This is a genomic window from Streptomyces sp. NPDC033180 (assembly GCF_055577645.1).
In genome coordinates this window covers 357,551-383,114 of record NZ_JBVIPU010000004.1, presented here as the reverse complement: position 1 = coordinate 383,114, position 25,564 = coordinate 357,551, and the positions used below count along the sequence as shown (strand labels likewise).

25 protein-coding genes and 7 tRNA genes are annotated in these 25,564 nt (G+C 71.2%); 14 read left to right on the top strand and 18 right to left on the bottom strand.

What is annotated here, in order from left to right; all coding sequences use genetic code 11:
* The first annotated feature begins 78 nt into the window (after positions 1-78).
* Positions 79-2,286, top strand: coding sequence for an elongation factor G-like protein EF-G2 (locus ACZ5WE_RS15740; RefSeq protein ID WP_467686507.1), 2,208 nt, complete (start codon positions 79-81; stop codon positions 2,284-2,286).
* A gap of 133 nt (positions 2,287-2,419) precedes the next feature.
* A complete protein-coding gene (locus tag ACZ5WE_RS15735) occupies positions 2,420-4,087 on the top strand; it encodes a hypothetical protein (RefSeq protein ID WP_467686509.1) in 1,668 nt (555 codons plus the stop codon).
* Between the two features lie 6 nt (positions 4,088-4,093).
* On the opposite strand, the gene ACZ5WE_RS15730 is transcribed toward ACZ5WE_RS15735, so the two are convergent.
* Entirely contained in the window at positions 4,094-4,657 is a 564-nt protein-coding gene (locus tag ACZ5WE_RS15730) for an HIT family protein (RefSeq protein ID WP_467686511.1), read from the bottom strand.
* 67 nt (positions 4,658-4,724) lie between these two features.
* On the opposite strand from ACZ5WE_RS15730, the gene ACZ5WE_RS15725 reads away from it, so the two are divergent.
* A complete protein-coding gene (locus ACZ5WE_RS15725; protein ID WP_467686513.1) occupies positions 4,725-5,381 on the top strand; it encodes a potassium channel family protein in 657 nt (218 codons plus the stop codon).
* A 26-nt stretch (positions 5,382-5,407) separates the two neighbouring features.
* Here ACZ5WE_RS15725 and thrS read toward each other — a convergent pair whose 3' ends face one another.
* The 3 genes from thrS to ACZ5WE_RS15710 form a co-directional block, all read right to left on the bottom strand.
* Positions 5,408-7,384 carry a threonine--tRNA ligase gene (gene thrS / locus ACZ5WE_RS15720; RefSeq protein ID WP_467686515.1) on the bottom strand — a complete coding sequence of 659 codons (1,977 nt, stop codon included), beginning with the start codon at positions 7,382-7,384 and terminating at the stop codon, positions 5,408-5,410.
* Between the two features lie 131 nt (positions 7,385-7,515).
* Positions 7,516-8,757 (bottom strand): hypothetical protein, encoded by a 1,242-nt coding sequence (locus tag ACZ5WE_RS15715; protein ID WP_467687099.1) that lies wholly within the window; start codon positions 8,755-8,757, stop codon positions 7,516-7,518.
* A complete protein-coding gene (locus ACZ5WE_RS15710; RefSeq protein WP_467686516.1) occupies positions 8,754-9,320 on the bottom strand; it encodes a DUF4365 domain-containing protein in 567 nt (188 codons plus the stop codon). The genes ACZ5WE_RS15715 and ACZ5WE_RS15710 overlap by 4 nt, the downstream gene beginning before the upstream one ends.
* A 168-nt stretch (positions 9,321-9,488) precedes the next feature.
* On the opposite strand from ACZ5WE_RS15710, the gene ACZ5WE_RS15705 reads away from it, so the two are divergent.
* On the top strand, positions 9,489-10,214 hold the full coding sequence (locus ACZ5WE_RS15705; RefSeq protein WP_399391794.1) for a 3'-5' exonuclease: 726 nt from the start codon (positions 9,489-9,491) through the stop codon (positions 10,212-10,214).
* A gap of 88 nt (positions 10,215-10,302) precedes the next feature.
* Here the strand turns inward: ACZ5WE_RS15705 and ACZ5WE_RS15700 are convergent.
* Together ACZ5WE_RS15700 and ACZ5WE_RS15695 are read right to left on the bottom strand one after the other, a co-directional pair.
* Positions 10,303-10,374: transfer RNA gene (locus tag ACZ5WE_RS15700), tRNA-Val, on the bottom strand.
* A 62-nt stretch (positions 10,375-10,436) separates the two neighbouring features.
* The gene (locus ACZ5WE_RS15695) at positions 10,437-10,883 is read right to left on the bottom strand and encodes an SRPBCC family protein (protein ID WP_467686518.1); all 447 of its coding nucleotides are present in this window, start codon (positions 10,881-10,883) and stop codon (positions 10,437-10,439) included.
* Positions 10,884-10,975: 92 nt separating this feature from the next.
* Here ACZ5WE_RS15695 and ACZ5WE_RS15690 point away from each other — a divergent pair, with 92 nt between their 5' ends.
* A complete protein-coding gene (locus ACZ5WE_RS15690; protein ID WP_467686520.1) occupies positions 10,976-13,675 on the top strand; it encodes an SCO7613 C-terminal domain-containing membrane protein in 2,700 nt (899 codons plus the stop codon).
* A gap of 116 nt (positions 13,676-13,791) precedes the next feature.
* Here the strand turns inward: ACZ5WE_RS15690 and ACZ5WE_RS15685 are convergent.
* Positions 13,792-13,863: transfer RNA gene (locus ACZ5WE_RS15685), tRNA-Val, on the bottom strand.
* 66 nt (positions 13,864-13,929) lie between these two features.
* The gene (locus tag ACZ5WE_RS15680) at positions 13,930-14,361 is read right to left on the bottom strand and encodes a TIGR02611 family protein (RefSeq protein WP_467686522.1); all 432 of its coding nucleotides are present in this window, start codon (positions 14,359-14,361) and stop codon (positions 13,930-13,932) included.
* 191 nt (positions 14,362-14,552) lie between these two features.
* Between ACZ5WE_RS15680 and ACZ5WE_RS15675 the strand changes: the two genes are divergently transcribed.
* Complete coding sequence (locus ACZ5WE_RS15675) at positions 14,553-14,966, top strand: SsgA family sporulation/cell division regulator (protein ID WP_003959770.1); 414 nt, start codon at positions 14,553-14,555, stop codon at positions 14,964-14,966.
* A gap of 228 nt (positions 14,967-15,194) precedes the next feature.
* Positions 15,195-15,767, top strand: coding sequence for a CGNR zinc finger domain-containing protein (locus ACZ5WE_RS15670; protein WP_467686524.1), 573 nt, complete (start codon positions 15,195-15,197; stop codon positions 15,765-15,767).
* Positions 15,768-15,803: 36 nt separating this feature from the next.
* Here the strand turns inward: ACZ5WE_RS15670 and ACZ5WE_RS15665 are convergent, their stop codons facing one another.
* Positions 15,804-15,974: a hypothetical protein gene (locus ACZ5WE_RS15665; protein WP_467686526.1), complete on the bottom strand. Its 171-nt coding sequence runs from the start codon at positions 15,972-15,974 to the stop codon at positions 15,804-15,806.
* Positions 15,975-16,216: 242 nt separating this feature from the next.
* Positions 16,217-16,660 carry a hypothetical protein gene (locus ACZ5WE_RS15660; RefSeq protein ID WP_467686528.1) on the bottom strand — a complete coding sequence of 148 codons (444 nt, stop codon included), beginning with the start codon at positions 16,658-16,660 and terminating at the stop codon, positions 16,217-16,219.
* A gap of 197 nt (positions 16,661-16,857) precedes the next feature.
* Between ACZ5WE_RS15660 and ACZ5WE_RS15655 the strand changes: the two genes are divergently transcribed.
* The gene (locus ACZ5WE_RS15655; RefSeq protein WP_467686530.1) at positions 16,858-17,376 is read left to right on the top strand and encodes a DsbA family protein; all 519 of its coding nucleotides are present in this window, start codon (positions 16,858-16,860) and stop codon (positions 17,374-17,376) included.
* A gap of 11 nt (positions 17,377-17,387) precedes the next feature.
* Here ACZ5WE_RS15655 and ACZ5WE_RS15650 read toward each other — a convergent pair whose 3' ends face one another.
* The 3 genes from ACZ5WE_RS15650 to ACZ5WE_RS15640 all read right to left on the bottom strand — a co-directional run bounded on the left by ACZ5WE_RS15650 (position 17,388) and on the right by ACZ5WE_RS15640 (position 20,184).
* Complete coding sequence (locus ACZ5WE_RS15650; protein ID WP_467686532.1) at positions 17,388-18,212, bottom strand: GNAT family N-acetyltransferase; 825 nt, start codon at positions 18,210-18,212, stop codon at positions 17,388-17,390.
* Positions 18,213-18,286: 74 nt separating this feature from the next.
* Entirely contained in the window at positions 18,287-19,108 is an 822-nt protein-coding gene (locus ACZ5WE_RS15645; RefSeq protein WP_467686534.1) for an aminotransferase class IV, read from the bottom strand.
* Entirely contained in the window at positions 19,105-20,184 is a 1,080-nt protein-coding gene (locus ACZ5WE_RS15640; RefSeq protein ID WP_467687101.1) for a chorismate-binding protein, read from the bottom strand. The genes ACZ5WE_RS15645 and ACZ5WE_RS15640 overlap by 4 nt, the downstream gene beginning before the upstream one ends.
* Before the next feature lie 162 nt (positions 20,185-20,346).
* Between ACZ5WE_RS15640 and ACZ5WE_RS15635 the strand changes: the two genes are divergently transcribed.
* From ACZ5WE_RS15635 to ACZ5WE_RS15615, 5 genes are all read left to right on the top strand, one after another.
* Positions 20,347-20,419, top strand: a tRNA-Gly gene (locus ACZ5WE_RS15635).
* Between the two features lie 39 nt (positions 20,420-20,458).
* Positions 20,459-20,532, top strand: a tRNA-Cys gene (locus ACZ5WE_RS15630).
* A 1-nt stretch (position 20,533) separates the two neighbouring features.
* Positions 20,534-20,605 (top strand) — tRNA-Val (locus tag ACZ5WE_RS15625).
* A gap of 48 nt (positions 20,606-20,653) precedes the next feature.
* Positions 20,654-20,725: transfer RNA gene (locus ACZ5WE_RS15620), tRNA-Val, on the top strand.
* A gap of 29 nt (positions 20,726-20,754) precedes the next feature.
* Positions 20,755-20,826, top strand: a tRNA-Val gene (locus ACZ5WE_RS15615).
* Positions 20,827-20,881: 55 nt separating this feature from the next.
* Here ACZ5WE_RS15615 and ACZ5WE_RS15610 read toward each other — a convergent pair.
* From ACZ5WE_RS15610 to ACZ5WE_RS15595, 4 genes are all read right to left on the bottom strand, one after another.
* Positions 20,882-21,214 (bottom strand): TFIIB-type zinc ribbon-containing protein, encoded by a 333-nt coding sequence (locus tag ACZ5WE_RS15610; RefSeq protein ID WP_467686536.1) that lies wholly within the window; start codon positions 21,212-21,214, stop codon positions 20,882-20,884.
* Positions 21,215-21,283: 69 nt separating this feature from the next.
* On the bottom strand, positions 21,284-22,222 hold the full coding sequence (locus tag ACZ5WE_RS15605; protein ID WP_467686538.1) for an aminoglycoside phosphotransferase family protein: 939 nt from the start codon (positions 22,220-22,222) through the stop codon (positions 21,284-21,286).
* 275 nt (positions 22,223-22,497) lie between these two features.
* A complete protein-coding gene (locus ACZ5WE_RS15600) occupies positions 22,498-22,704 on the bottom strand; it encodes a hypothetical protein (protein ID WP_160503827.1) in 207 nt (68 codons plus the stop codon).
* 198 nt (positions 22,705-22,902) lie between these two features.
* Positions 22,903-23,199, bottom strand: coding sequence for a hypothetical protein (locus ACZ5WE_RS15595; protein WP_467686540.1), 297 nt, complete (start codon positions 23,197-23,199; stop codon positions 22,903-22,905).
* Positions 23,200-23,394: 195 nt separating this feature from the next.
* On the opposite strand from ACZ5WE_RS15595, the gene ACZ5WE_RS15590 reads away from it, so the two are divergent.
* The gene (locus ACZ5WE_RS15590) at positions 23,395-24,708 is read left to right on the top strand and encodes a serine/threonine-protein kinase (protein ID WP_467686542.1); all 1,314 of its coding nucleotides are present in this window, start codon (positions 23,395-23,397) and stop codon (positions 24,706-24,708) included.
* Here the strand turns inward: ACZ5WE_RS15590 and ACZ5WE_RS15585 are convergent.
* Positions 24,699-25,517: a TrmH family RNA methyltransferase gene (locus ACZ5WE_RS15585; RefSeq protein ID WP_399391820.1), complete on the bottom strand. Its 819-nt coding sequence runs from the start codon at positions 25,515-25,517 to the stop codon at positions 24,699-24,701. The two genes, ACZ5WE_RS15590 and ACZ5WE_RS15585, sit on opposite strands and share 10 nt — an antisense overlap.
* Positions 25,518-25,564 lie beyond the last annotated feature (47 nt).

Below are 25,564 nucleotides of genomic sequence, written 5' to 3'. Positions count from 1 at the left end.
CCCCGCGTGTCCGCGAGCAGCCAGCATCCCCGAGGGGGCTGTGCCTCCTCACCGTGCACGTGACCGGGAGGCCAAGGCATGGGCGACAAGGCGAACGCACACCCCGGAGCCGCCGGCAGGGCTACAGCGGCCGACCACCCCGCGTCCGTACGGAATGTGGTGCTGGTCGGCCACAGCGGATCGGGCAAGACGACTCTGGTGGAGGCCCTCGCGCTGACCGCGGGGGCTCTCAACCGGGCGGGCCGCGTGGAGGACGGCACCGCCGTCTCCGACTACGACGACATCGAACACCGGCAACAGCGCTCCGTACAGCTGTCCCTCGTCCCCGTCGAATGGGGCGGCTACAAGATCAATCTCCTGGACACCCCCGGGTACGCCGATTTCGTCGGGGAGCTGAGGGCCGGTCTGCGCGCGGCGGACGCGGCCCTTTTCGTCGTTTCGGCGGCCGAGGGCGTCGAAGGCATCACCGGTGCGACCCGGATGGTGTGGGAGGAGTGCGCGGCGGTCGGCATGCCGCGGGCCATCGTGGTCACGCACCTGGAGTCGGCCCGCGCGGACTTCGCCGCGATGACCCGCACCTGCGTCGAGGCGTTCGGCGCGGACGACCCCGACGCCGTACTGCCGCTGTATCTCCCGCTGCACGGCGCCGAGGGCCCGGACGGGCACGCACCGGTGACCGGCCTGATCGGGCTGCTCTCGCAGCGGATCTTCGACTACGCGTCCGGCGAACGGAAGGAGTCCGAACCGGGCGATGACCAGCTCCCGCTCATCGAGGACGCACGCGACAAACTGATCGAGGGGATCATCGCCGAGAGCGAGGACGAGTCCCTGATGGACCGCTATCTCAGCGGCGAGGAGCTCGACTTCAAGACCCTGGTGGAGGATCTGGAGCGGGCCGTGGCGCGCGGCATCTTCCACCCCGTGCTCGCTGCCGCCCCCGCGGCCGATGGCGCCCGCCAGGGCATCGGCACGGTGGAGCTCCTGGAGCTGATCACGGGCGGCTTCCCCACCCCCCTGGAGCACCCGGCGCCCGCCGTCACCACCCCCGGCGGCAAGGCGCGGCCGGCGCTCACCTGCGACCCGGCGGGACCGCTGGTAGCCGAGGTCGTGAAGACCGCGTCCGATCCCTACGTGGGTCGCGTCTCGCTCGTACGCGTCTTCTCCGGCACCCTGCGTCCCGACGAGACGGTGCATGTCTCGGGCCACGGCCTGGCCGACCGCGGCCACGAGGATCACGACGTCGACGAGCGTGTCGGCGCACTCTCCTCTCCCTTCGGCAAGCACCAGCGTCCGCTCAGCAGTTGCATCGCGGGCGATCTGGCCTGCGTCGCCAAGCTGAACCGCGCCGAGACGGGCGATACCCTCTCGGCCAAGGACGACCCGCTCCTGATGGAGCCCTGGGACATGCCCGACCCGCTCCTGCCGCTCGCCATCCAGGCGCACAGCAAGGCGGACGAGGACAAGCTCTCCCAGGGTCTTTCCCGTCTGGTCGCCGAGGACCCGACGATGCGCCTGGAACAGAACCAGGACACCCACCAGGTGGTGCTGTGGTGCCTGGGCGAGGCCCATGCCGGCGTCGCCCTGGAGCGGCTGCGCAGCCGCTACGGCGTCCAGGTCGACGTCGTGGCCCACAAGGTCTCCCTCCGGGAGACGTTCGCCGCCAAGGCGGCGGGCCGCGGCCGTCATGTGAAGCAGTCCGGCGGCCACGGCCAGTACGCGATCTGCGAGATCGAGGTCGAACCGCTGCCGGGAGGCAGCGGCATCGAGTTCGTCGACAAGGTCGTGGGCGGCGCCGTGCCCCGGCAGTTCATCCCGTCCGTCGAGAAGGGCGTGCGCGCGCAGGCTGCGAAGGGGGTGGCCGCCGGCTACCCCCTCATCGACATACGCATCACGCTGCTCGACGGCAAGGCGCACTCGGTGGACTCCTCGGACGCCGCGTTCCAGACGGCGGGCGCGCTCGCCCTGCGCGAGGCCGCGGCCGACGCCCGGATCCACCTCCTGGAGCCGGTGGCCGAGGTGCGGGTCCTGGTCGGCGACGACCATGTGGGCTCGGTGATGAGCGACTTCTCGGGGCGCCGCGGCCGGGTGGTCGGCACTGAGCAGGCGCCCGGCGGGCGCACGCTCGTGCGGGCCGAGGTGCCGGAGATCGAGATCGGGCGTTACGCCGTGGACCTGAGGTCCCTCTCGCAGGGCACCGCGCGCTTCAGCCGCAGCTACGCACGCCACGAACCCATGCCGCCCCAGCTCTCCGAGAGGATTCGTGAACAGGCCCAGGACGTCTCCTAGTTGAGGGTGTCCGGCAGGGCGCACGGATGCGCCCTGCCGGATGTCGGTGCGCACCGATACGCTGATGACCTGATCAACAGGTGTGCCAGGCACGGAAGTCGGGAAAAGCCGCAGCAGCGAAGATATTGCGGCGATGGGGGCGGCAGTGGCGGACGACGTATTCGACTTCAGGCCCGGGGCCCAGGTCCCGCTGTCCGGGGCCGCAGGACAGACGGCGGCGACGCACGCCCTCGCGTCGGCCGCGTACCGCGATGACAAGGCGACGAAGATCCTCGACGCCAACAACGAGTGGCACAAGTCCGAGGTGAAGGAAGGCCTGTTCTCGCTGTTCGCGCCGAATCTGGGCGAGGCGTTCGCGCGGGCCGTGCAGGTGCGGATGCTGGGCGGTGCCCGCAAGCCGCTCATCCAGTCCTTCGGCATGGAGCCGCAGTCGATCGTCGAGCACTGCCTCGCGGCGAACAACATCCGCAAGGACCGCGACCGCTGGCTCACCGTCGTGATGGTGCTGTGCGGGCTGCTTTTCCTGCCCGGACTGCTCGTCTGGCTGCTGCTGTTCTCGATCAAGCAGGCCGTCGTGAAGCGGGACAACAAGCGCGCGAGCGCGATCGCGACGGCCGTCCTGGTCGCCGTGGGTGTCCTCGCCGTGATCTTTCTCATCAAGCTGCCGATCGGCGGTCTCCTCGGCTGGTACATCCGCGCGGCGATCGTCGTCCCCGTGGCGGGCTGGTTCTGGGCCAAGCTGATCGCCGAGCGCACTGCCAGGGATCTGCGCGACCGCTGGGCGAGCCTGCTCGCCGGCGGCGGCATCGGCGCCAAGATCCCCGAGGCGGTGCCGGGCAGCCCGGGCGAGACGGCCGCCGAGCAGCTCCGACAGGGCCTTGCCCGCCTCTCGGCCGAGCAGCAGAGCAACTCGGTCTTCTACGCGGGGCCCAAGGGAATACTGGGCATGGGCACGCGCTGGGGCAGCTGGCAGCTCGCCGAGGAGCTGGTCTCCGCCAAGGAGGGCACGGAGATCCACCCGTTCCGCAGCTGGGACGTCATACGGTCCGTGCACGACCAGCTGCGCCTCCTCGAACGCGGCCCGCTGCACACCGGCGGCTTCCCCACCCCGTCGATAAAGCACTGGATCGTCTCCCCCATCGGAGAGAACGCGAAGGCGGTCTCCCGCCCCGGCGGCACAGAGGTCGAGGCCTTCCAGGTCCGGGGCCACGAGATACAGCGGATCTGCAACGAGCAGCAGTTCGGCGGCGGCGACCGGCACTACCTCGGATGCCAGTTCACGCTCTGGGACGGCCAGTTGGTCATCACGATGCTGATCACGGTGACCGTCCTGCACGAGACCCTGCGCATCGAGGTCACCGGCCACGCGCTCGGCCCGGTCCACTCGCTGTTCACCAGCAAGCCCGACCCCAAGGTCAAGAAGGTCGCCAAGCCGATCAAGTTCTGGGAGACCACGGAGCGCAAGCTGCCGCTGGTCGACGCCGACGAGGTCGTACGCCTCGCCCTGCGCGCCCCCTTCATCTGGTATCCGCCGATTTTGGACTACCTCGGCGGCAAGCTGGTCCTGCCCGAGCCCTTCGGCCTGCGGCACGCCTGGGCGGACAAGCCGTGGCGGCACCGCTTCATGGCCGACGACGCGCTGCGCGCGGCCACCCCGGTGCTCCGCGTGGTGCACTCGGCGGCCATCAAGGTCCTCCAGGAGAACGGCGTCGACACGGAGAAGTTCGGTACGCGCTCCGGCTTCCTCAGCGGCGCGGTCCAGGACCCGATGCCGAGGAAGGCGGACGTGTACGACGCGTGAGGCGCGTCAGAGGGCGGCGGGCCAGGCGTCGGCCAGCATCTCGCGGGTGTCCGCGAGCAGCTGGGGGAGGATCTTCGTGTGGCCGACGACCGGCATGAAGTTCGTGTCCCCGCCCCAGCGGGGCACGATGTGCTGGTGCAGATGCGCGGCGATGCCGGCGCCCGCGACCGTGCCCTGGTTCATGCCGATGTTGAAGCCGTGCGCGCCGGACGCGGTCCGCAGCGCCGTCATGGCCTGCTTGGTGAGCTCGCCGAGCTCGGCCGTCTCCGGGGCGGTCAGTTCCGTGTAGTCGGCGACGTGGCGGTAGGGCACGACCATCAAGTGCCCGCCGTTGTACGGGTAGAGGTTCAGCACCGCGTACACCTGCTCGCCGCGCGCGATGATCAGACCGTCCTCGTCGGATTTGGCCGGGATGGAGCAGAAGGGACAGCCGTCGTCGGCGCCCGGACCGCTCGGCTTGTTCTCGCCCTGGATGTACGCCATCCGGTGGGGCGTCCACAGGCGCTGGAACGCGTCCTGCGTCCCCACTCCGATCTGCTGCTCCGGCTCACTCGTCATGCAGTGCAGCATATGACTTGACCCCTTCGCGGCGTGTCGGCGGGGCGCCCGCCGACCGCGGCCCGGCGAAGCTTGGCCGATGACCGATGACAGCCGTCAGACACGCTGGGAGAACCGCACGGAGGCACCGCTCGCAGCGGCCTCACTGCTCTACCTGACCTCGTACGCGGTACTGGTCCTTGCCCCCGGGCCGCCGGGGGCATGGCGCGACGTCTGCCTGGCGCTCCTCTTCGCCGCCTGGGCCGCGTTCGCCGTGGACTACGCGGTGCGATGGCGGCTGAGCGGGCGGGGTTCGCGCTTCGTACGCACCCACTGGCTGGACACCCTCGTCCTCGTCCTGCCCCTGCTGCGGCCGCTGCGCGTCGTGCACGTCTACGAGGCCGTCCAGCGCAGGCACGGCCACCCGCGCCTGGCGCTGCACGCGCGCGTGGTCACGTACGCCGGCCTCTCGGCGCTGCTCATCGGCTTCACCGGGGCGCTGGCCGTCTACCAGCACGAGCACACGGCTCCGGGCGCGACGATCCGTACGTTCGGGGACGCGGTGTGGTGGACATCGGCCACGCTCGCGACGGTGGGCTACGGCGACGTGACGCCCGTGACGCCGCTGGGGCGCCTGATCGCGGTGGGCCTGATGCTCTGCGGTCTCGCGCTGCTCGGGGCAGTGACGGGGTCGTTCTCGTCGTGGCTGCTTCAGGTGTTCGCGCGGGAGGACGAGGAGAGGCCCCAGGGACGCTGAACGTCCCGGGGGCCTCCCACCACACGTCACACCTGTACGCGGCTCTCCACCACGTCGAGGAGCTTGGCGAGCGCCTGGTCGCGCGGAATGCCGTTCTCCTGCGAGCCGTCGCGGTAGCGGAAGGAGATCGTGCCCGCGTTCATGTCGTCGTCACCGACGATGATCATGAAGGGGACCTTCAGCTTCTGCTGCGTCCTGATCTTCTTCTGCATGCGGTCGGAGGAGGCGTCCACCTCGACCCGCAGGCCCTTCTTCTTGGCCTCGGCCGCGAACTCCTGGAGGTAGGGGATGTGCGCGTCCCCGACGGGGATGCCCACCGCCTGCACCGGGGCGAGCCACGGCGGCATCGCACCCGCGTAGTGCTCAAGGAGCACCGCGAAGAACCGCTCGATCGACCCGAAGAGCGCGCGGTGGATCATCACGGGACGCTGCTTGGAGCCGTCCGGCGAGGTGTACTCCAGGTTGAAGCGCTCCGGCAGGTTGAAGTCCAGCTGCACGGTCGACATCTGCCAGGTGCGGCCGATGGCGTCCTTGCACTGCACGGAGATCTTCGGGCCGTAGAAGGCGGCGCCGCCCGGGTCGGGGACCAGCGGGAGGCCCTGCTTCTCGGCGACCTGCTGCAGCGTCGCGGTGGCCTCTTCCCAGATCTCGTCCGAGCCGACGAACTTCTCCGGGTCCTTGGTGGACAGCTCCAGGTAGAAGTCGGTCAGGCCGTAGTCGCGCAGCAGGTTCAGGACGAAGGTGAGCGTCTTGTCGAGCTCGTCCGCCATCTGCTCCTTGGTGCAGTAGATGTGCGCGTCGTCCTGGGTGAAGCCGCGGGCACGGGTCAGACCGTGCACGACGCCGGACTTCTCGTACCGGTACACCGTGCCGAACTCGAAGAGACGCAGCGGCAGTTCACGGTAGGAACGCCCGCGCGCATCGAAGATCAGGTTGTGCATCGGGCAGTTCATGGGCTTGAGGTAGTAGTCCACGCCCTCGTCGAGCTGCATGGGCGGGTACATGCCGTCGGCGTACCAGTCCAGGTGGCCCGAGGTCTCGAAGAGCTTCCCCTTCGTGGCGTGCGGGGTGTATACGAACTCGTACCCCTCCTCCTCGTGCCTGCGGCGCGAGTAGTCCTCCATGACCCGGCGGATGATGCCGCCCTTGGGGTGGAAGACCGCGAGGCCCGAGCCGATCTGCTCCGGGATGGAGAAGAGGTCCAGCTCACTGCCGAGCTTGCGGTGGTCGCGCTTCTCGGCCTCGGCGAGGAACTCCAGGTGGGCCTTGAGCTCGTCCTTGGTGGGCCAGGCGGTGCCGTAGATGCGCTGGAGCATCGGGTTCTTCTCGCTGCCGCGCCAGTACGCAGCAGCGTTGCGCATCAGCTTGAACGCCGGGATGTTGCGGGTGGTGGGCAGGTGGGGACCGCGGCAGAGGTCCTTCCAGCACAGGTCGCCGGTCTTCGCGTCGATGTTGTCGTAGATGGTCAGCTCGCCGCCGCCCACCTCGACGTCCGCGCCGTCGTCGCTGGAGGCGGAACCCTTGATGCCGATGAGCTCCAGCTTGTACGGCTCGTCGGCGAGCTCCTCGCGGGCGGCCTCGTCGGTGACGACGCGGCGCGAGAAGCGCTGGCCGCGCTTCTGGATCTCCTGCATCTTCTTCTCGATGGCCTTGAGGTCCTCGGGTGTGAACGGCTTCTCGACGTCGAAGTCGTAGTAGAAGCCGTTCCGGACCGGCGGGCCGATGCCCAGCTTGGCCTCGGGGAAGAGCTCCTGCACGGCCTGCGCCATGACGTGCGCGGTGGAGTGGCGCAGGATGTTCAGGCCGTCCTCGGAGGAGATCTCGACCGGCTCGACCTCCTCGCCCTCCTGGACGGCGTACGCGAGGTCCTTCAGCTCGCCGGCCACGCGGGCGGCGACGATGGTGCGCTCCCCGGCGAAGAGTTCGGCGGCCGTAGTGCCCGTCGTCACCACGCGCTCTTCCCGCTCGGAATCGCGTTGGATGATCACACGGACGTCTGACACCGGTCTTCTCCTACCTGAAGGGGGTCGCGGCAGATCTGCTCCTGCGCGCGATACGAATCGTACCGAGCCCGGGGCGCCCATCGCGAAACGGTTATCCCCGAGGCCGCAGCCGCGCCCCGCCTCAGACACCCCTAGTCCCCGCTGCACGCCTCCTCGAAGAAGTCGAGATTCTCCTGCAACGACTTCATCAGGCGGTCCTTCTCCCCCTCGTCCACCTGCACCGGCGCCACCCCGGACGCCCCGGTGAGCCGCCGGAACCCGCCCCGGCTCTCCAGACGCCCGTGCACCCGGATCGGCAGCCCGACCAGGTGGGCATGGCCCGCGATGCGGTACGACTCCTCGTCGAGCGTCATGCGTACGTGGGGAACGTCCGCGCCCGCGAGCACCCGGACCCGCACCGTGCCCTCACCCCGCGGCCCCGACCGCCGCATCCGCACCACGGCCCCCGTGACCCGCACCGGCATCGCCGGCTCGTCCCGCAGATAGCGGGCACTCGCTTCCCTGAGCACCGTCAGATCACCGGGCGAGAACTCGACGGGCTCGGCGTCGACGGCGCACCCCTCGGGCACCCCGGCTGCCGGCGCCCACTCCACGGCGACCCGCGCCCCTTCCGTGCCCCGCACCAGGGCCACGACGGCCTCCGTCAGCTCATGGCTGACGCCCGCCTCGACGGCGCCGTCGAAGGCGTCCATGCCACCGGTGGCGCGCTGGTAGTCGACGGCCTCCCGGACCGCGTAGAGCGCCTGGTGCAACCGCACGGCGAGGACCCGCCCGGTCAGGACGGGCACGAACGCGGTGAGCTGCCGCCCGCCAGGAGCGGGCCCGACCAGGACGCTCTCCAGTGACGCGGCAGCGGGCCCACGGTGCCGCGCCCCGTAATACCCGGCACGGTCGCGCGCGGCCAGGGCGCCCGCGAGCAGCATCTGCCGTGCCGCCGCCCGCAGTTGTTCCTCCGCCGTCCAGGTCGCGGTGCCCGCGGGTCCTGGCGGGACATCGCGCCACCAGCGGATCTCGTCGCTGGGCACGGTGAGCCCGACGAGCACGTCGCGCGCGGACGGCGACGCGCTGCGCGACAGGGCGATGAGCGCCTCACCGAGCAGGTCCTCGCAGTCGGGGAAGGCCCTGTTCTCCGGGACGAGCAGACTCGTGCCGCCCCCGCCGGGCCCCGGCGGGGTCCAGCGTGCGTAGCGCCCCGCTGCTCCCCCGCGCCGGTGCCAGCCGTGCCGGTCGAGCAGCGCGCCGAGCACGGCGGGATCGACCTTCGAAGGCTCGGGGGCTCCCGGCGGGGCCAGCGAGTCGGCCCAACTGCCGGTGGATTCCACGGGGTGCGGACGAACGGGGCGTAGTGGCTCTTCGATCGGGCGGTGCATCAGGGTCTCCCTCCCGTCCCGACCCGCGTCATGATCTCGCAGAGGGCCCTGTCGTCGAAGATCCACGAGGTCGGGACGCGCACGGTGGTCCTGCGCCGGCCGGTCACCTGGTGTCCGGCGAGGTTGGTCCAGTAACAGCAGTGCCGCAGGTCGAGCCGGTCATGGCTCGCGCGCAGCCAGTCGTCCTGCGACCGGGGCACGAGCATCACGACCAGGATCTTGTGCACGGAGACCGGCGTGCGGGCGAGCTTCTCCAGGTGCGGGTTGTCGAGCGTGAAGGAGAAGGCGGGGCCCGGGGGGTTCGGCGGTATCTGGTACGTGCACTTGAGCTGCACCTTGATGGTGACCTCGTCGTCGACCGTGTGCCCGGGGGCGCTGTGGCTGACGTGCCAGTCGATGCCGTTGTCCGGAAAGGGCTGGGAGAGCGAGCACCCCGCCGCGGCGGCGACGGCGTGCAGATAGCCCACCTGAAGGGTCTCCATACAGGCGGTGGTGGCGAGTGTGCCGCGCGGCGGTGCGATCCGCTCGGGCAGCAGCCCACCCTGTTCGGGCTGCGCGAGCGCCATGTCCAACGTGCCTTCCGAACCAGTGAATCCCCGCTTCGGGCCGGTCAACTTCCAAGCCCTGTACCTCTGTTGTCTCCGGGCCGCGTACAGGGCAAACGGCCCGGGTATCACCGGTGTGGGCAGGGGAGGAAAGCCATCTGCCGGACATGATCGAGGAGTTGCGTCACTATGACGTGCTGGTACGAGGGGCCCTTGGCCGCATTCGACACGGAGACCACGGGCGTCGACGTCGAGACCGACCGCATTGTGTCGGCCGCCGTCGTCGTCCAGCAAGGTGCGGGCACCCGCCCGCGGATCACTCGCTGGCTGGTGAACCCGGGCGTTCCGGTGCCCGAGTCCGCCACCGCGGTGCACGGCCTGACGGAGGAACACCTGCAGCACAACGGTCGCTGGCCCGCGCCGGTGATGGAGGAGATAGCCAGGGAGCTGGCGGAACAGGGCGCGGCGGGCCGCCCCATCGTCGTCATGAACGCCCCCTTCGACCTGACCATCCTGGACCGGGAGTTGCGCAGGCACCGCGCCTCGTCGCTCGGCCGCTACATGGCGGGCTCGTCGCTGTGCGTCCTCGACCCGCGCGTCCTGGACAAGCAGCTCGACCGGTACCGCAAGGGACGCCGCACACTGACCGATCTGTGCGCGCACTACGCGGTGGAGCTCGACGAGGCGCACGACGCGGCGGCCGACGCGCAGGCCGCACTGGATGTCGTACGGGCCGTGGGGCAGCGTTTCGCCTCGCGGCTCGAACGGCTCTCGGCGGCCGAGCTGCACGCACTTCAGGCGGTGTGGCACGCGGCGCAGGCGCGCGGCCTGCAGGCCTGGTTCGCGCGCAGCGGTACGCCGGAAGCGGTGGATCCCGCGTGGCCGCTGCGTCCCGAACTGCCCGCGGCAGCCTGACATTCACGGGCCGGAACTGGCCCGAGGACATGAAGCTGTGTTGCATGAAAAAAGCCGGTCCGTCGATGACGGACCGGCATTCTCCGGGTGGGCGATACTGGGTTCGAACCAGTGACCTCTTCGGTGTGAACGAAGCGCTCTCCCACTGAGCTAATCGCCCGGGAACGGACTGAACAATACAGGTCTTCGCGGGTTTCCTTCAAACCGCTTCCGCGAAAGCCCTCACTCCCCTCCAAGGTGCGCCTTCAGGCCTCGCTCACCCGCGCGCATCATCAACGCGTGGTTGAGGAGGAAGACGGGTCTCCCGGGTACGGCGAGGCGTCGCATCAGCGGTTTGCGCACCACTACTTCCTGCTCGTAGAGCGCCCGCGTCCCGCCCGGCGCCGCCGTGACGGTCCAGCGCGCCCAGCCTTCCAGATCCCCGGTCATCGCGATCTCCAGGACCCCGGCCGCCGGGTCGTGGCACCGCTCCTCTCCGGTGATGAACAGGTCGTACGGCAGCAGGGAGCGGAAGCGCGCTGTGCCGCTGCGTTCGTCAAGGGGCGTCACCTCCCGCACCTGGGGCCACCACGCCGGATAGTCCTCGGCGCCCGCGAGGGCGGCGTACACGTCGGCGGGCGGCGCGGGCACGTTCCAGATACTGCGGAAACGGAAGTGGCTCCAGTCCATGGTCCGAGTCTGCCGGTAGGGAGGCGATCTGAGTACGCGCTGAGTACCCGCACCCATGCCCGCCGCTGTGTTCTGGACCACACTCCACGGACATGACGAACATTCCGCCTCCGGCCGAGGAGCTCCGCGTCCTCGACCTGGAGCTGCGCCGACTCGACGCGCGCAGGACGCAGTTGCTGCAACGCCGCGCCTGGCTTGTCGGTGTCCTTTGGGCGGCGGCCGCGCCGACGCCCACGCCTCCGCGGCCGGTCAGGGCCTCCGAGGCCACACCGCCGAACGTGCAGAACGCGCTGCTGACGCTCGGCGGCATCCTCCTGACCATCGCGGCGATCGCCTTCACGCTGGTGAGCTGGGGGCACCTGGGCATCGGCGGGCGCAGCACCGTCCTCGCGGCCGTGACGCTGGCGGCGCTCGCCCTGCCCGCCCTGCTGCTGCGCCGAAAGCTGCGTTCGACGGCGGAGACGGTGGCCGCGCTCGGCCTCGCCCTGACCGTCCTCGACGCGTACGCCCTCCATGCCGTCGCCCTGCCACACGCCGACGCCCTCGGCTACTCGGCGGCCGCGAGCGCCGTGCTCGCCGCGCTGTGGACGGCGTACGGTCTTTCGTTCCGCGAGCTGCGGCTGCCCTTGCCGCCGGCCGTCGCGATCGCTCAACTCCCCCTGTTCCTCTGGGCGCGCGCCGCGGACGCGGGCGACCAGGGGACGGCGGCTGCGCTCCTGGTGACGGCGGCGCTCGATGTCGCCGTCGCGCTGCGGGTGAGCGACCCGGGCGTCCGCGTCGTCGCGAGCGTCGGCGCCTGCGCCGCGGGCCTGTGGGGCGCGGTGGCCGCCGGCTACCTGTCCTGGTCGGCCACGGGTGTGCCGGACGCGGCACGGGCTGGGGGGCTGTTGATCCTTGCCGCGTCGATCGCGCTGGTGGCGGCGTGGCTGATCACGGAGCCCTCGCACGCGACGGGAGCGGCGTTCGCGGGCGGCCTGCTCGTGGCGGCCGCGGCCGGGGGCGTGCTGCGCGAGGCGCTGCCCTCCGCCTGGACGGTTCCCGGCTATCTGGCGTGTGCCGTCGCGCTGTTGGCGGTCGTGCGCACCGCGTTGCCTGGCCCGGTTCTGCGGGGGATCGCGGGCGCGGCACTCCTGGTGCACGCCCTGGCCGCGCTGTGGGCGGTGCCTGCCTTCGTCAGCGCCCTGCTGGGGCCGTCGAGCTGGGCCGGCAAGGCGTGGTCGGGTGCGCCGCAGCACATGGGGGACGCATACGCCGTGCCCGAACTGCCCGTGCAGCATCCCGTCATGGCCGCACTCGTACTCGCAGCCGTCGCCGGGGTCCTGTCCGCGGCATCCCGGCTTCAGCGCGCGGCCACCGAGCGACCGGAGACGCTGCCCCGCAGCCGGCCGACTACCGCCCCGTCCGCACCTCCTGCCTCGGCTCCGGGCGCGGCACCGCCGACGGCGACGGGACCGGAGCCGGACACGGACCCCACGGCAAGGGCCGCCGCAGGTCCCGCGGCGCATGCCGGCACGGGTCCTGCGGCGGAGCCCGGCACAGGTCCCGCCGCGGGCCCCGCACCGAAGCCCAGCACAGGCCCAGCGACTGAACACGGCTCGCGGCAGCGCGCCGAACCGCTCCTGTTCCCCGTCGCGGCGCCGTCCGGGGCACCTCACCTCGACGCCCCCGGCATCGCCCGTTCCGGCGCCCTCGCCCTCGCCTGGGCCGCCCTCGTCGTCCTGCCGTCGGCACTCCAACTCCCCTACGCAGCCGGGGTGTCAGCGCACATCGCCCTGACCGCCACCCTGCTCGCCGTCGCGTCTCGCGCCGGGTCGATGGCGATGGCCCTCACCTCGCTGTGCCTTGCGGTCGCCTCCTCGGTGGGCGTCGCGTTCGCGGCCCTTGCCGCCACCGAGGCGACACTCGGGACCCTCTGCGCGCTGACGGTGCTGTTCCTGGCGGCCACGGTGCTCGCCGCCCGGCACCGGGCGCCCGTCCCCGGGATCGCGTCCGCCGCCGTCTGCGCGGGCGTCACGTACGCCACCGCGCTCGCCTGCGCCTCTGGGGCCGCCGCGAACCTGCGCACGGACCACATCGGGCTGCTCGTGCTCGCCGTGCCGGCGTTCGGTGCCCTCGCCGCGGCCCGGCTCGGGCGCCACCCCCTGGCCCCGCCGGTAGAGATCGCCGGGGCGGTCGCCGGCGGGCTCGCGATCGTCCTCACCGCGGGGCACGCGGCGACCCTCGCCCTTTCCCTCGCGCTCGGCGGTGTCATCGCCGCGGGCACCGCGCTCCGCACGGACCGCCGCCCGGTCGGATACGCGGCCGGGGTGTTGCTCCTCCTGGCGAGCTGGGTACGTCTGGCCGCCTGGGACGTCGAGACCCCCGAGGCCTACACCCTGCCGGTCACCGTCCCGGCACTCCTGATCGGCGCCCTGCGGCGCCACCGCACCCCCGAGACGACCTCCTGGACGGCCTACGGCCCCGGCCTCGCGGCGACCCTCCTGCCCAGCCTCATCGCCGCCTGGGGCGACGCGAACTGGCAGCGCCCTCTGCTGCTCGGCATCGCCGCCCTGGTGATCACGCTGGCGGGCGCCCGGCACCGGCTGCAGGCACCTCTGGTACTCGGCGGCACGGTCCTCGCGCTGGACGCGCTGCACGAACTGGCGCCCTACATCGTCCAAGTGGCGGACGCCCTGCCGCGCTGGCTGCCGCCCGCGCTCGCCGGACTCCTGCTCCTCGCCATCGGCGCGACGTACGAACAGCGGCTGCGCGAGGCACGCCGGGTCCGTGACGTTCTCGGCAGAATGCACTGACTCCGCTTTTCCCCAAGGGCAGCCGACGGAGTATCAATTTCCTTGCACGGCACGGGAATTCGAGCGAATACGACTGCGGCCCGGAGGCTGAAAGCCTCCGGGCCGCAGTTCCGGGGTGGGCGATACTGGGTTCGAACCAGTGACCTCTTCGGTGTGAACGAAGCGCTCTCCCACTGAGCTAATCGCCCCGGGCGCACGGAGAACATTACCGCATGTCAGCGGGTGCCTCCGACCGCCGTCGAGTCACCCGGAGGTCACTCCTTGATCTTCCACGGCATCTCGAGGCCGAACTTCCAGACGTAGACCGCGACGAGCACGGCGATGATCACCAGGCCGACGGTCGTCAGGATGATGTTCCTGCGGCGCACCTTGGGGTCGAGCGCACGCTGCGCCGCCTCGGTGACCTTCCGCTTCGTCCAGCGAAGCACCAGCTGGGCCCAGACGAACTCGGTCGCCCAGATCGCCATTCCGCCGAAGATCACCAGCCAGCCCGGTCCGGGCAGCGGCAGCATGACGATGCCCGCGGCAACCACCGCGAGGCCGACGATGAACACGCCCACCTGCCAGCTGAGGTGCAGCGCCTTGCGGGCCTGGATGAAGTCCGGCGCGCGCGATCCGAGCGGCTGTTCGTCCTTCGTGCCGGTGATTGTTTCAGCAACCCCCGGCTCGTTACTCCCCGTATTCATACGGCCAAACCCTACCCGACGGAAACCCGTCACTGGAATGGCTGTACCCGTCGAACGAACAACCCGCCGTACGAGCTACCTAAAGACACCCAAAACCCTCAGAGGGGTTTACAACGGCACCGTAGGTGGCATGTCGATTTCGCCGACGTGCGAATCCCCGAGCGCACACTGAGCGAAAGGCCCTGGCGCTTATGAACACCACGGTCAGCTGCGAGCTGCACCTGCGCCTCGTTGTGTCGAGCGAGTCCTCACTGCCTGTACCCGCAGGACTGCGGTATGACACGGCCGATCCCTATGCCGTGCACGCCACCTTCCACACCGGAGCCGAGGAAACCGTCGAGTGGGTGTTCGCCCGCGACCTCCTCGCCGAGGGCCTGCACCGGCCCACCGGTACCGGCGACGTCCGAGTCTGGCCGTCCCGGAGCCACGGTCAGGGTGTTGTCTGCATCGCCCTGAGTTCCCCCGAGGGTGAGGCTCTGCTCGAGGCCCCGGCGCGGGCTCTGGAGTCGTTCCTGAAGCGAACCGACGCGGCCGTGCCGCCCGGCACGGAACACCGCCACTTCGATCTGGATACGGAGCTCTCGCACATCCTGGCCGAAAGTTAGCTTCAGGCTGCGCGAGAGCGCCCGGCGCCGTCCGACTCGGGGCGACGGCTCGGGCATGACAACCGCACAGAGCAGACACACCGGCGCCGTCGCCGCGGACTCCCGCGGGGACGGCGCCGGTGCGCCGTGTCGTGAAGCCGCTAGCATCGGCCAGCATCGGCGGGCACCTCTCCCCAAGCTCTCCATGAGCCGGGGGGACCCCACCACCCCCAGGCCAGGGAGCAAATCGTGCTGATCACCCACGACACCCGGTGCGCACTCGACGCCGTGGTCGATCTGGTGAACACCGCGCCGGACACCGAGAGCGCGGCGGGCACCGGGACGGAGGGGCTCCCGGACGTGGCAGCCCTGGGCGAGTTCGTACGAAGCCACGACATAAGTGACGTCGGAGTGCTCTCGGAGCGTGACCTGGCCGGCGTCCGGCACATCCGGGGCCGCTTCCAGGAAGTCTTCGCGGCGCCCGAACCGCAGGCCGCGGCGGCGGTGATCAACGAACTGATCGCGGCGGCGGGCACCACGCCCCGCCTCACCGACCACGACGGCTACGACTGGCACGTGCACTACTTCGCGCCCGGCGCCTCCATCGCCGACCACCTCGCGGCGGACTGCGGGATGGCGCTCGCGTTCTTCGTGGTCGCCGGTGAGCAGGAGCGGCTGCGGCGCTGCGAGGCCCCGGACTGCCGGCACGCCTTCGTCGATCTGTCCCGCAACCGATCGCGCCGCTACTGCGACAGCCGCACCTGCGGCAACCGGCTGCACGTCGCCGCCTACCGCGCCCGGCGCAAGGAAGCGGCGGGCTGAGCCCACGGCCGCGCTGGGCCCATGGCCGCGGCGCCCCTAGAGCCGCAGCAGATCGTGCAACGTCCCGATCAGGATCAGGACGCCGATCACCGCCAGGAAGATCATCAGGGGTGGCTGGGAGAGCGCGAACAGGCAGCCCTTGGGCTCTTCCGTCGCGGCTCGCTCATCGGTCGGCGGGGCGGCATCGCCCGGTGCGGTGTCCAGCATCTCGCGGCGATGATGACGCAGTCCCGGCGGTACCGATGACCAACACGCCCGGCAAGCGCGGGAGTTCGCCGCATTCCGTGACCTGCGAAAGTGCGGCGTCCGGCGTGCCCCGGCCACGGCTCACCAGCGACGCACCTCGTCGGACTCGACGGTAGCGCCGTCCACACGAACGAGGGATCCACTCATCCGGGTCGAGCGCAGACGGTTGTTGACGACCGGGCTCGGCAGGGGCCGGAAAGTCCTCAGATGCCGTGCTTCTTCAGGATGGCCTCGATGTCGCTGAAGTCCTCCTTGGGCGCGGCCGCCTTCGGCTGGGCCGTCGGCTGGGCGGCCGGGCGGGCGCTCTGCCCCAGGGAGGGGGCGGACGCGGCGGGAGCCACCGCCTCGCGCTGGGCCGCCTTCGCGGCCTTGCGTTCCTTGCGAGTGCCTCCGGAGCGGCGCTCCACGGCGCGAGTGATCATGAAAAGCAGCCAGGCGACTCCGAGGACCCCGAAGCCCGCCCACGCCTTCATGCTGAACGCGGTGTCCGCCAGCCATCCGACGACGCCGGTCATCACCAGGCCGACCGGGACCAGTGAATAGGCGGCGAGGCGCGTCGCCGCGAGGAAACGCTTGCGATAGGCCGTGATCGCGGCGATGCCGAGGCCGGCCGCGGATACGGCGGAACAGACGGTCTCGGCAATCATCCGGTCCTCCAGGCGTGCGGGCTAGACGGTGGCGGTGTCCGGCACTGTCCTCCCCTCCATCCTGCACCGAGTGGGCCCCCACAGGCCACGCCCCGAGCGGACTTCAGGGACATATCAGGGTCACGCCTCCTCCGCAGGTTCCGGTCGCCGCCCCGCCCCGGTGGGGAGGCGGACGCGGGGCTGGGAGACTGTGACCCATGAGCGACTCTGCCCCCGCGGCCCCCGCCGGCCCCCTCGTCATCGACATCTGGTGCGAGCTGCAGTGCCCGGACTGCCGGACCGCCCTCGACGACGTACGCGCGCTCCGCGCCCGTTACGGCGACCGCGTCGACCTGCGGCTGCGGCACTTCCCCCTCGAGAAGCACAAGCACGCCTTCGCCGCCGCCCAGGCCGCCGAGGAGGCCTTCGAGCAGGGGCGGGGCTGGCCGTACGTCGAGGCCGTGCTCGGCAAGGTCGAGGAGCTGGCCCGCGAGGGCGAACCCTTCCTGGTCGGGGCCGCGCGGGAACTGGGGCTCGACGCCGAGGAGTTCGACACCGCGCTCGTCGACGGCCGGCACATCCTGATCGTCGACGCCGACCAGGCCGAGGGCAAGGCGATCGGCGTCACCGGCACACCGACGTACGTCATCGGGGGCGAGCGCCTCGACGGCGGCAAGAGCCAGGAGGGGCTGCGCGAGCGCGTCGAGGAGATCACGGACCGCCTCCTCGCGCCCTGAGGGCAGGACGCCTAGAGCAGCTGCTTGTAGACGTAGTACATGACCGGTTCGTAGCCGAGCGACTCGTACAGGCGCAGGGCCGGGATGTTGCCCGCGAAGACGTTGAGGCCCAGGCGGCCGAGGCCCGCCTCGCGTGCCTGGGTCTCCGCAAGGAGCATCAGGGACCGGCCGTGGCCCCGGCCGCGGTGCTCCTCGTCGACCTCGACGTCGAAGACGAACGCGTCGCCGTCGCGCTGCGCCAGCCACAGAGTGCCGACCACCGTGCCCTCCTGCGTGAGCACGCTGAGACGGGTGCCGGGGGTCGCGACGCCCTGCGGCAGGTGGTCGGCGTGGTCGGCCTCGGACTTGGCACGCGCCTGCGCCTCGGGGACGCCACGCTCGATCCAGGTCTGCGCGTACTCCTCCTTCTCGCGGGCCAGCCAGACCTCGTACTCGTCCTCGGTCATCGGCCGCCCCTCGATGCCCGCCGGCAACGCGGGCGGCTCGGCGGTCAGGGGCTTGACCATGTGGCGGTTGCGCTCCACGTAGCCGAGGGAGACGGCTAGACGGTGGGCCGCCGCGGCCTCGGCGGGCACGGCCACCTCGATCCGCTCGCAGCCCCAGCCGCGCGCCACCTCCTCGGCGGCGAGCACGGCGACGGTGGCGCGGCCGCGCCTGCGGTCGGGCTCCTTGATGCTCAGATCCCGCATCTCGGCGACACCGGGCCCGAACACGGGGTGCGTGGCGAGTTCTATCCCGCCCACAGGACGGCTGTTCACACGCACTTCGTACATGCGTGACTTCGCGCCGTCAGCGCTCTGCTGAAGCGGCCCGGTCGGCCGCAGGGTCGTGGTCATCAGTGGTGTTCTACCCGCCCTGCGGCTCATGCGTCATCAGGATTGCGTGCACTTGGGGCGTCCTGCCCGACCGGTCACGGGTCGAGGTCGTCAGCCGCCCGCTCGTCGAAGATCCGCATCGCCTTGGCGGTCACCGCTCCCGGCGCCCCCGGCAGTTCGCGCCCGTCGATCCGGTGCACAACCTGGACGTCACGGAGCGTCGAGGTCAGGAACACCTCGTCGGCGCGGTCCAGGACATCGAGCGGCAGATCGGTCTCGCGCGCGCCCGTCCAGTCGACGGCCAACGCGCGCGTGATGCCCGCCAGGCACCCGGAGGCGACCGGCGGCGTGTGGATCTCGCCGTCGAGCACGACGAAGACGTTCGATCCCGTGCCTTCGCACAGCTGCCCCACCGTGTTGGCGAACAGCGCCTCCGAAGCGCCCTGTTCGTGGGCGCGCGCGAGGGCGACGACGTTCTCCGCGTACGAGGTGGTCTTCAGGCCGGTCAGGGCGCCACGTTCGTTGCGGGTCCACGGGACCGTGATCACGGCGGTCGTGTCGGGGCGCCTGGTCGCCTCCCCGAGGGCGACGACCAGCGTCTGCCCCTGGTCGCCACGGTCCGAGCCGAGCGGCGAGAGGCCCCCGGTGTACGTGATGCGCAGCCGCCCCAGCGGCATCGGGTTGGCGTCGATGACGGCGGCGCAGGCCGCGCGCACCTCGTCCAGGTCCGGCTCCGGCAGGCCGAGGCCGCGCGCCGAACGGGCGAGCCGGTCCAGGTGCCGGGTCAGCGCGAAGGGCCGCCCCTCGACCGTCTTCACCGTCTCGAAGATGCCGTCCCCCACCGTCAGTCCGTGGTCGAGCACGGAGACGCGGGCGGTATCGAGGTCCTGCAGGCCGCCATTGAGCCAGATCTTCACTGAGGGGTCCCTCCACTCACTTCGTACGCTCCTGACGCTACCGCCAGCAGCCGTTCCGCCTTCAGCTCGGTCTCCCGCCACTCCCCCTCGGGGTCCGAGCCCCAGGTGATCCCGGCGCCGGTGCCGAACCGCAGGGCGCCCTCCGCGCGGTCGATCCAGAAGGTGCGGATGCCGACGGCCAGTTCACCGGCGCCCCGGTCGGCGTCGACCCAGCCGATGCCGCCGCAGTACGGACCGCGGGGCGAGGTCTCCAGGGCGTCGATGATGCGCAGGGCGCTGGACTTGGGGGCGCCGGTGACGGAACCGGGCGGGAAAGCGGCGGCGAAGATCTCGGGCCAGCCTGCGTCGGGGCTCAGCTCGCCCCGGACGGTGGAGACGAGGTGGACGAGCCCCGGATGCTTCTCGACCACGCACAGGTCGGGGACGGTCACGGAGCCGGTCACGCATATCCGCCCGAGGTCGTTGCGGACGAGGTCCACGATCATGACGTTCTCGGCGTAGTCCTTCTCCAGGAGATCCGCCTCGGTCCGGCCCGTGCCCTTGATCGGCCCCGATTCGACGACGCGTCCATCGCGACGCAGGAACAGCTCGGGCGAGGCCGTCGCTATCTCGACGCCGTGTCCGGGCAGGCGGATCGTTCCGGCGTACGGAGCGGGGTTCCCGCGCGCGAGAAGCGCGGTCAGGGCGTCGATGTCTCCGCCGGCCCCACCGTCCCCGCCGTCCGCGAGCGGCGCGGACAGCACCCGGCAGAGGTTCGCCTGATAGACGTCCCCGGCCGCGATGTGTTCCCGCACGCGACGCACGCCGTCCACATACGCGGCGCGGTCGAGCGACGACGTCCAGTCACCGGCGGCGGGCCCCCGCCACGCCCCCGGCACCGGCGCGGGCACCGGCTTGGCGCGTACGTCGTCGAAGCGGGCACAGACCAGTTCGCCCTCGAAGTTCGCGCAGACCGCCCAGAAGCCGCGGGAGTCAAGGGCCGAGGGATCGCTGGTCACGTCCCTGAGACCGGTCGCGAGGAGGCCGCCGAAGCGCGCCATGGGCAGGGAAGCCCCGGAGGGCGGCCGGGAGGACATCTGAGGGGGGCTGTGCACGTCTGCGAGTCTATGACCGGCGTCCTGGTCGCGCCCGGGCCGGTGACAGCGCAGCACGCTGCGCAAACGCGTTTTTGTACTGGCCCAGGAATCCGCTAGAGTTCAACACGTCGCCGGGACGCGCAAGCGGACCGGGAAAGACAAGCGGACGTAGCTCAGTTGGTAGAGCGCAACCTTGCCAAGGTTGAGGTCGCCAGTTCGAACCTGGTCGTCCGCTCGCAGGAAACGGGGGATCTTCCCGACCCCCCGCACTCCTGGTGGAGTGGCCGAGAGGCGAGGCAACGGCCTGCAAAGCCGTCTACACGGGTTCAAATCCCGTCTCCACCTCCAAGCGCGATTAGCTCAGCGGGAGAGCGCTTCCCTGACACGGAAGAGGTCACTGGTTCAATCCCAGTATCGCGCACGCAGAACACACGCAGAACAACTGAAGGTCCGGTCCGCAAGGATCCCCGCGCGATTAGCTCAGCGGGAGAGCGCTTCCCTGACACGGAAGAGGTCACTGGTTCAATCCCAGTATCGCGCACGCAGTACGCAGCACACGCAGGTTGACCCGCGCGATTAGCTCAGCGGGAGAGCGCTTCCCTGACACGGAAGAGGTCACTGGTTCAATCCCAGTATCGCGCACGCAGTACGAAGCCCCCGGCCGTTCCCACGGCCGGGGGCTTCGTTGTTCCTCCGGTCAGGAGGAGAAGAGCATGTGCCCGAAGCTCTTGTGGCGCTTGTTGTGGCCGTAGTGCCCGCCGTGACCGCCGTGGTGGCCGCCGTGCTGGGGAGCGCCCCACTGCGGGGCGGGAGCGGCCGGGTACGCCTGGGGTGCGGGAGCCGCCGGGTACGCCTGCGGGGCGGGCGGCGGGGGCGGGGCCTGCTGACCGCCCCACTGGTTCTCGAGCCGGCTCAGGGATTCGAGCTCTCCATAGTCGAGGAATATCCCGCGGCAACCGCTGCACTGCTCGATCTGGACGCCATTGCGGTTGTACGTGTGCATCGGTGCATGGCACTTGGGACACTGCATGGTCGGCTCAACTCCTCGCCGGTCGTGACTGCTTCGCCGGATCTCTGCCCGGCTTCGGTGCGTTGCACCCTACTTCGTGGGGGTGGGAGCCAACTCCGGCGGGACGGCGGCCATTCGATCACAGGCGTCGACCACTGCCTGCTCGATCTCGTCCAGGGGTCGGTTCTCCTTGACGGACTTGGCCACGGCCAGGGCGCCGGTCTGCGCGGTGAGGGCGCGGGCCGCTACGTCGAGGGCGGGCCAGGGGTCCGCGCCCTCGGCCGGAACCGCCGGTCCGCGTGCCGCGCGGTAGGCCGTGAGGAAGCGGGTCCACTCGTCCGGGGCGAGGAGGCCGCACGCGTACCAGGCGGCGGGGCGGGCCAGGTCCCAGGCCGGGTCACCGAGGCCGAGGTCGTCGACGTCGATGAGCAGCCAGCGTCCTTCGGTCGTGCGGACCAGCTGGCCCAGGTGCAGGTCACCGTGGCACAGGAGCTTGGGGAGAGGCGCGGGAGCCTCGGCGCGGGCCCAGGCGGGGAGCGTGGCCCAGGCTCGCTCGACCGGGGCGGCGGCGGGGTGCGGTCCCGCGGCCCGCATCCGCGTCATCGCACGGGCGGCCTTCGTGGGGCCGCGCATGTCGGGGAGCGGGTGCGGGAGTTCGGCCGGGGGTGTGGCGTGCAGCCGGGCGAGGAGCGTGGCGGCGGCTTCCCAGGGGGCGGCGTCGGGGTCCTCGCGGTCCACCGGGGTGCCGGCCTCCCAGAAGGTGACGAGGCGGCCGTGGAGCGGGATCGCCGTCTCGCCGAGGGGAGGCAGGAGAGTGCCGCGGAGGGCGGCGGCGACCTTCAGGCGGGCCGTGAGCTCGCCGGGGTCCGTGCCGGGGGCGTGCGCCTTGGCGACGGTGTCCCCGTGCCGGACGACGGTGGCGTCGTCCCGCTCCGCGAGGACGGCTTCGGGGGCGCAGGCGCAGGTCCGCGGGGTGCGGTGGGCCGTGGCGCGGACCTTGGCGGTCAGCGCGGGCAGCAGGGCGGTCACGGGTCCCCCGGGGTGCGACGATCGGTGCTCCCCGTGAGCGTACGCGGGCTGGATATCGAGCCCGTCCGGCGTTTGAGGAAGAGCTCGGCGCAGCCGGTGATTGACGGCGCCCAGGAGATCCCCGCAGAGCCCCCCCCCCCCCGCGCAAAAGAAGTGCCCGCGCAGCTCCCCAGCTGCGCGGGCATTTCTCGTGCCGTCCGCCGCACCCCCGTCCCCACGGGGTTTCCTGGCCGGATGTCCCCGCCCGGACCGCTCATCCGGGCCTGGAACGCCGCTCAGCGCCCCAGCATCACGCCCACGGACGACGCCTGTGTGACCACTGCTTCCCAGCCGCCGAAGACGACCACCAGCAGGGCCGCCAGGGGGAGAACCATGGCCGTCGCCACCAGGGGGTGGCGCGTACCGGACGGGCGGACGCCGAACGTGGCGAAGGCCTTACGTCCCTGCGTGCGGATCATTGCCCGCGGTGCCGTGTCCGCCATGGTTCCTCTCCTGACCGAGTCTGTATGAACTTGAGAGCGGCGGGTGTCTGACCTCGGGGGACGAGTGCTGCACCCGCCGCTTGACCTCAAATCTAGGTGTGTCGGAGGCCTGGGTCGTCATGCCCTCGTACCGATTGCCGGGCCTCCCGGAGGATGACCGATCGTCGGTCATGTACTCCCATGGGTGGAGACGGGGTCCTAGGTCTCAGGGTCTTCCCGGAGGGGGCGGGCTGCCTGCTCCGATGTGTCCTCCCTGGGGGCGGGCCGCTCGACCAGAGCCAGGACGCGGGTCGCCTTGAACCGCCCGGTCCGCACGACGGACCCTCCCCCACTGCCTGAAGGGCGCGGAGGGGGCCCCAGGGTGACTTCGCTCACTTCGACCACCCCCCTGCGGACCGCTGTCTCCACCCGGCGGCCCGCCCGGCTCGCCACCACCTCGTACGTCCGTCTCGTGTCCCCGGCGTCCACGACCAGCTCCACGCGATCACCCTTCACGGGATCAATCCCCCTTCAGCGATGGATGGTTGGGGTCGAGCCCCCGCACAACGGCCGCCCGCCCCCGTACCCCTGACCACTCCTCAGGTTTCCCACCCGGCACTGACAATCGGTCGGGCCGCGAGGGCGCGGCCTCTGCACCTGCCCGGCCGCGGAAACGTAAGCTGTGGCACGACAACGGACCGGGCAGCGGGGATGGACATGGCGATGATGCGGCTCCGGCGCGAGGACCCGCGTGTCGTCGGCTCGTTCAGACTGCACAGGCGGCTGGGCGCCGGCGGCATGGGTGTCGTCTACCTGGGGTCGGACCGGCGGGGGCAGCGCGTAGCCCTGAAGGTGATCCGGCCCGATCTGGCGGAGGACGAGGAGTTCCGCTCGCGCTTCGCGCGCGAGGTCTCGGCGGCCCGGCGCATCCGCGGCGGCTGCACCGCGCGGCTCGTCGCGGCCGATCTGGACGCCGACCGGCCGTGGTTCGCCACGCAGTACGTTCCCGGGCCCTCCCTGCACGACAAGGTCGCCGCCGAGGGGCCGCTCTCCGCGGCCGATGTGGCGGTGGTCGGTTCGGCGCTCGCCGAAGGGCTCGTAGCCGTGCACGAAGCGGGTGTCGTGCACCGGGACCTGAAGCCGTCGAACATTCTGCTGTCCCCGAAGGGACCGCGGATCATCGACTTCGGTATCGCCTGGGCCACCGGCGCCTCGACACTGACCCACGTGGGCACCGCCGTCGGGTCACCCGGATTCCTCGCGCCCGAGCAGGTGCGCGGCGCCGCCGTCACACCCGCCACGGACGTGTTCGCCCTCGGCGCCACACTGGCGTACGCGGGGATGGCGGACTCGCCCTTCGGGCACGGCAGTTCAGAGGTCATGCTCTACCGCGTCGTCCACGAGGAGGCGCAGCTCGGCGGGGTCCCCGACGCGCTCGCCCCGCTCATCCGGGCCTGCCTCGCCAAGGACCCTGAGGAACGTCCCAGCACGCTCCAACTGTCGCTCAGGCTCAAGGAGATCGCGGCCCGTGAGGCACAGGGCCTGACCGAGCCGCGGCCGCCCGCGCCCCGGCAGGACCAGGACCGCCCGACGGGGCGGATGGCCGAGGAGTACGCGGATCAGCGCACCCAGCGGCGCCAGTCGCAGGGCACTCCCCCGCCGCGGACCGGATCGTCACGGCCGGGTTCCTCGCGGACCGGTTCCGCGCGCTCCGGGCCCTCACGCACGGGTTCCTCACGGCCTGATCCGTCGCGAGGCGGGTCCAGTTCCTCGCGGTCCGGCTCACGTCCCGCGCAGTCCCGGAACACGACGCGCTCCGGCGGCGCGCGGCGGCCCGCCAATCCACGGCTGCTGCGCCAGCGGCTGTTCGTGTTCGTGGTCGTGACGCTGCTCGTGGCTCTGGGGATCGCGGCGGCCCAGGGGTGCCAGGGGCCCGCACGCGGGCTCGGCGGCAGCGGCGTGCACGATGTGCGCGACGTACAGCAGAGCCAGCGGCAGGATCCGGGGCCGGGCTCTCAGAGCTGAGGGCGGCCCGTCGCCACGGCGTAGAACGCGACGGCGGCCGCCGCTCCCACGTTCAGGGAGTCGACGCCGTGGGCCATCGGGATGCGCACCCACTCGTCGGCTGCCATCAGCGCCTTCGTGGTGAGGCCCTCGCCCTCCGCCCCGAGCATCAGCGCTACCCGGTCCATACGGTGCGGGGCCGCCTCGTCCAGGGTCTTCGCCTTCTCGTCCGGGGTGAGCGCGAGGAGGTTGAAGCCCGCTTCCCGCACACCCTCAAGGCCCTTGGGCCAGGATTCGAGGCGGGCGTAGGGGACGGAGAAGACCGCGCCCATGGAGACCTTCACCGAGCGGCGGTAGAGCGGGTCGGCGCAGTCCGGTGAGAGCAGGACCGCGTCCATGCCGAGGGCCGCGGCGCTGCGGAAGATCGCCCCGATGTTGGTGTGGTCGTTCACCGACTCCATGACGACGACGCGGCGCGCCCTGGTCAGGAGTTCGTCCGACGTCGGCAGCGGCTTGCGCTGCATCGAGGCGAGGGCACCGCGGTGCACGTGGTAGCCGGTGACCTGCTCGGCCAGGTCGGGGTTGACCGCGTACACGGGGGCCGGGACCTCGTCGATGACGTCCCGCATGACGTCGACCCACTTGGCGGAGAGCAGCATCGACCGCATCTCGTAACCCGCCTGCTTGGCACGCCTGATCACCTTCTCGCCTTCGGCGATGAAGAGGCCCTCGGCGGGCTCGCGCTTGCGGCGCAGTTCGACGTCGGTCAGGCCCGTGTAGTCGCGCAGGCGCGGGTCGGCGGGGTCGTCAATGGAGATGAGATCAGCCACAGGGTGATACTGCCTTGTCCTGGGTGTGGTGCCAACGCCTCGGGGCG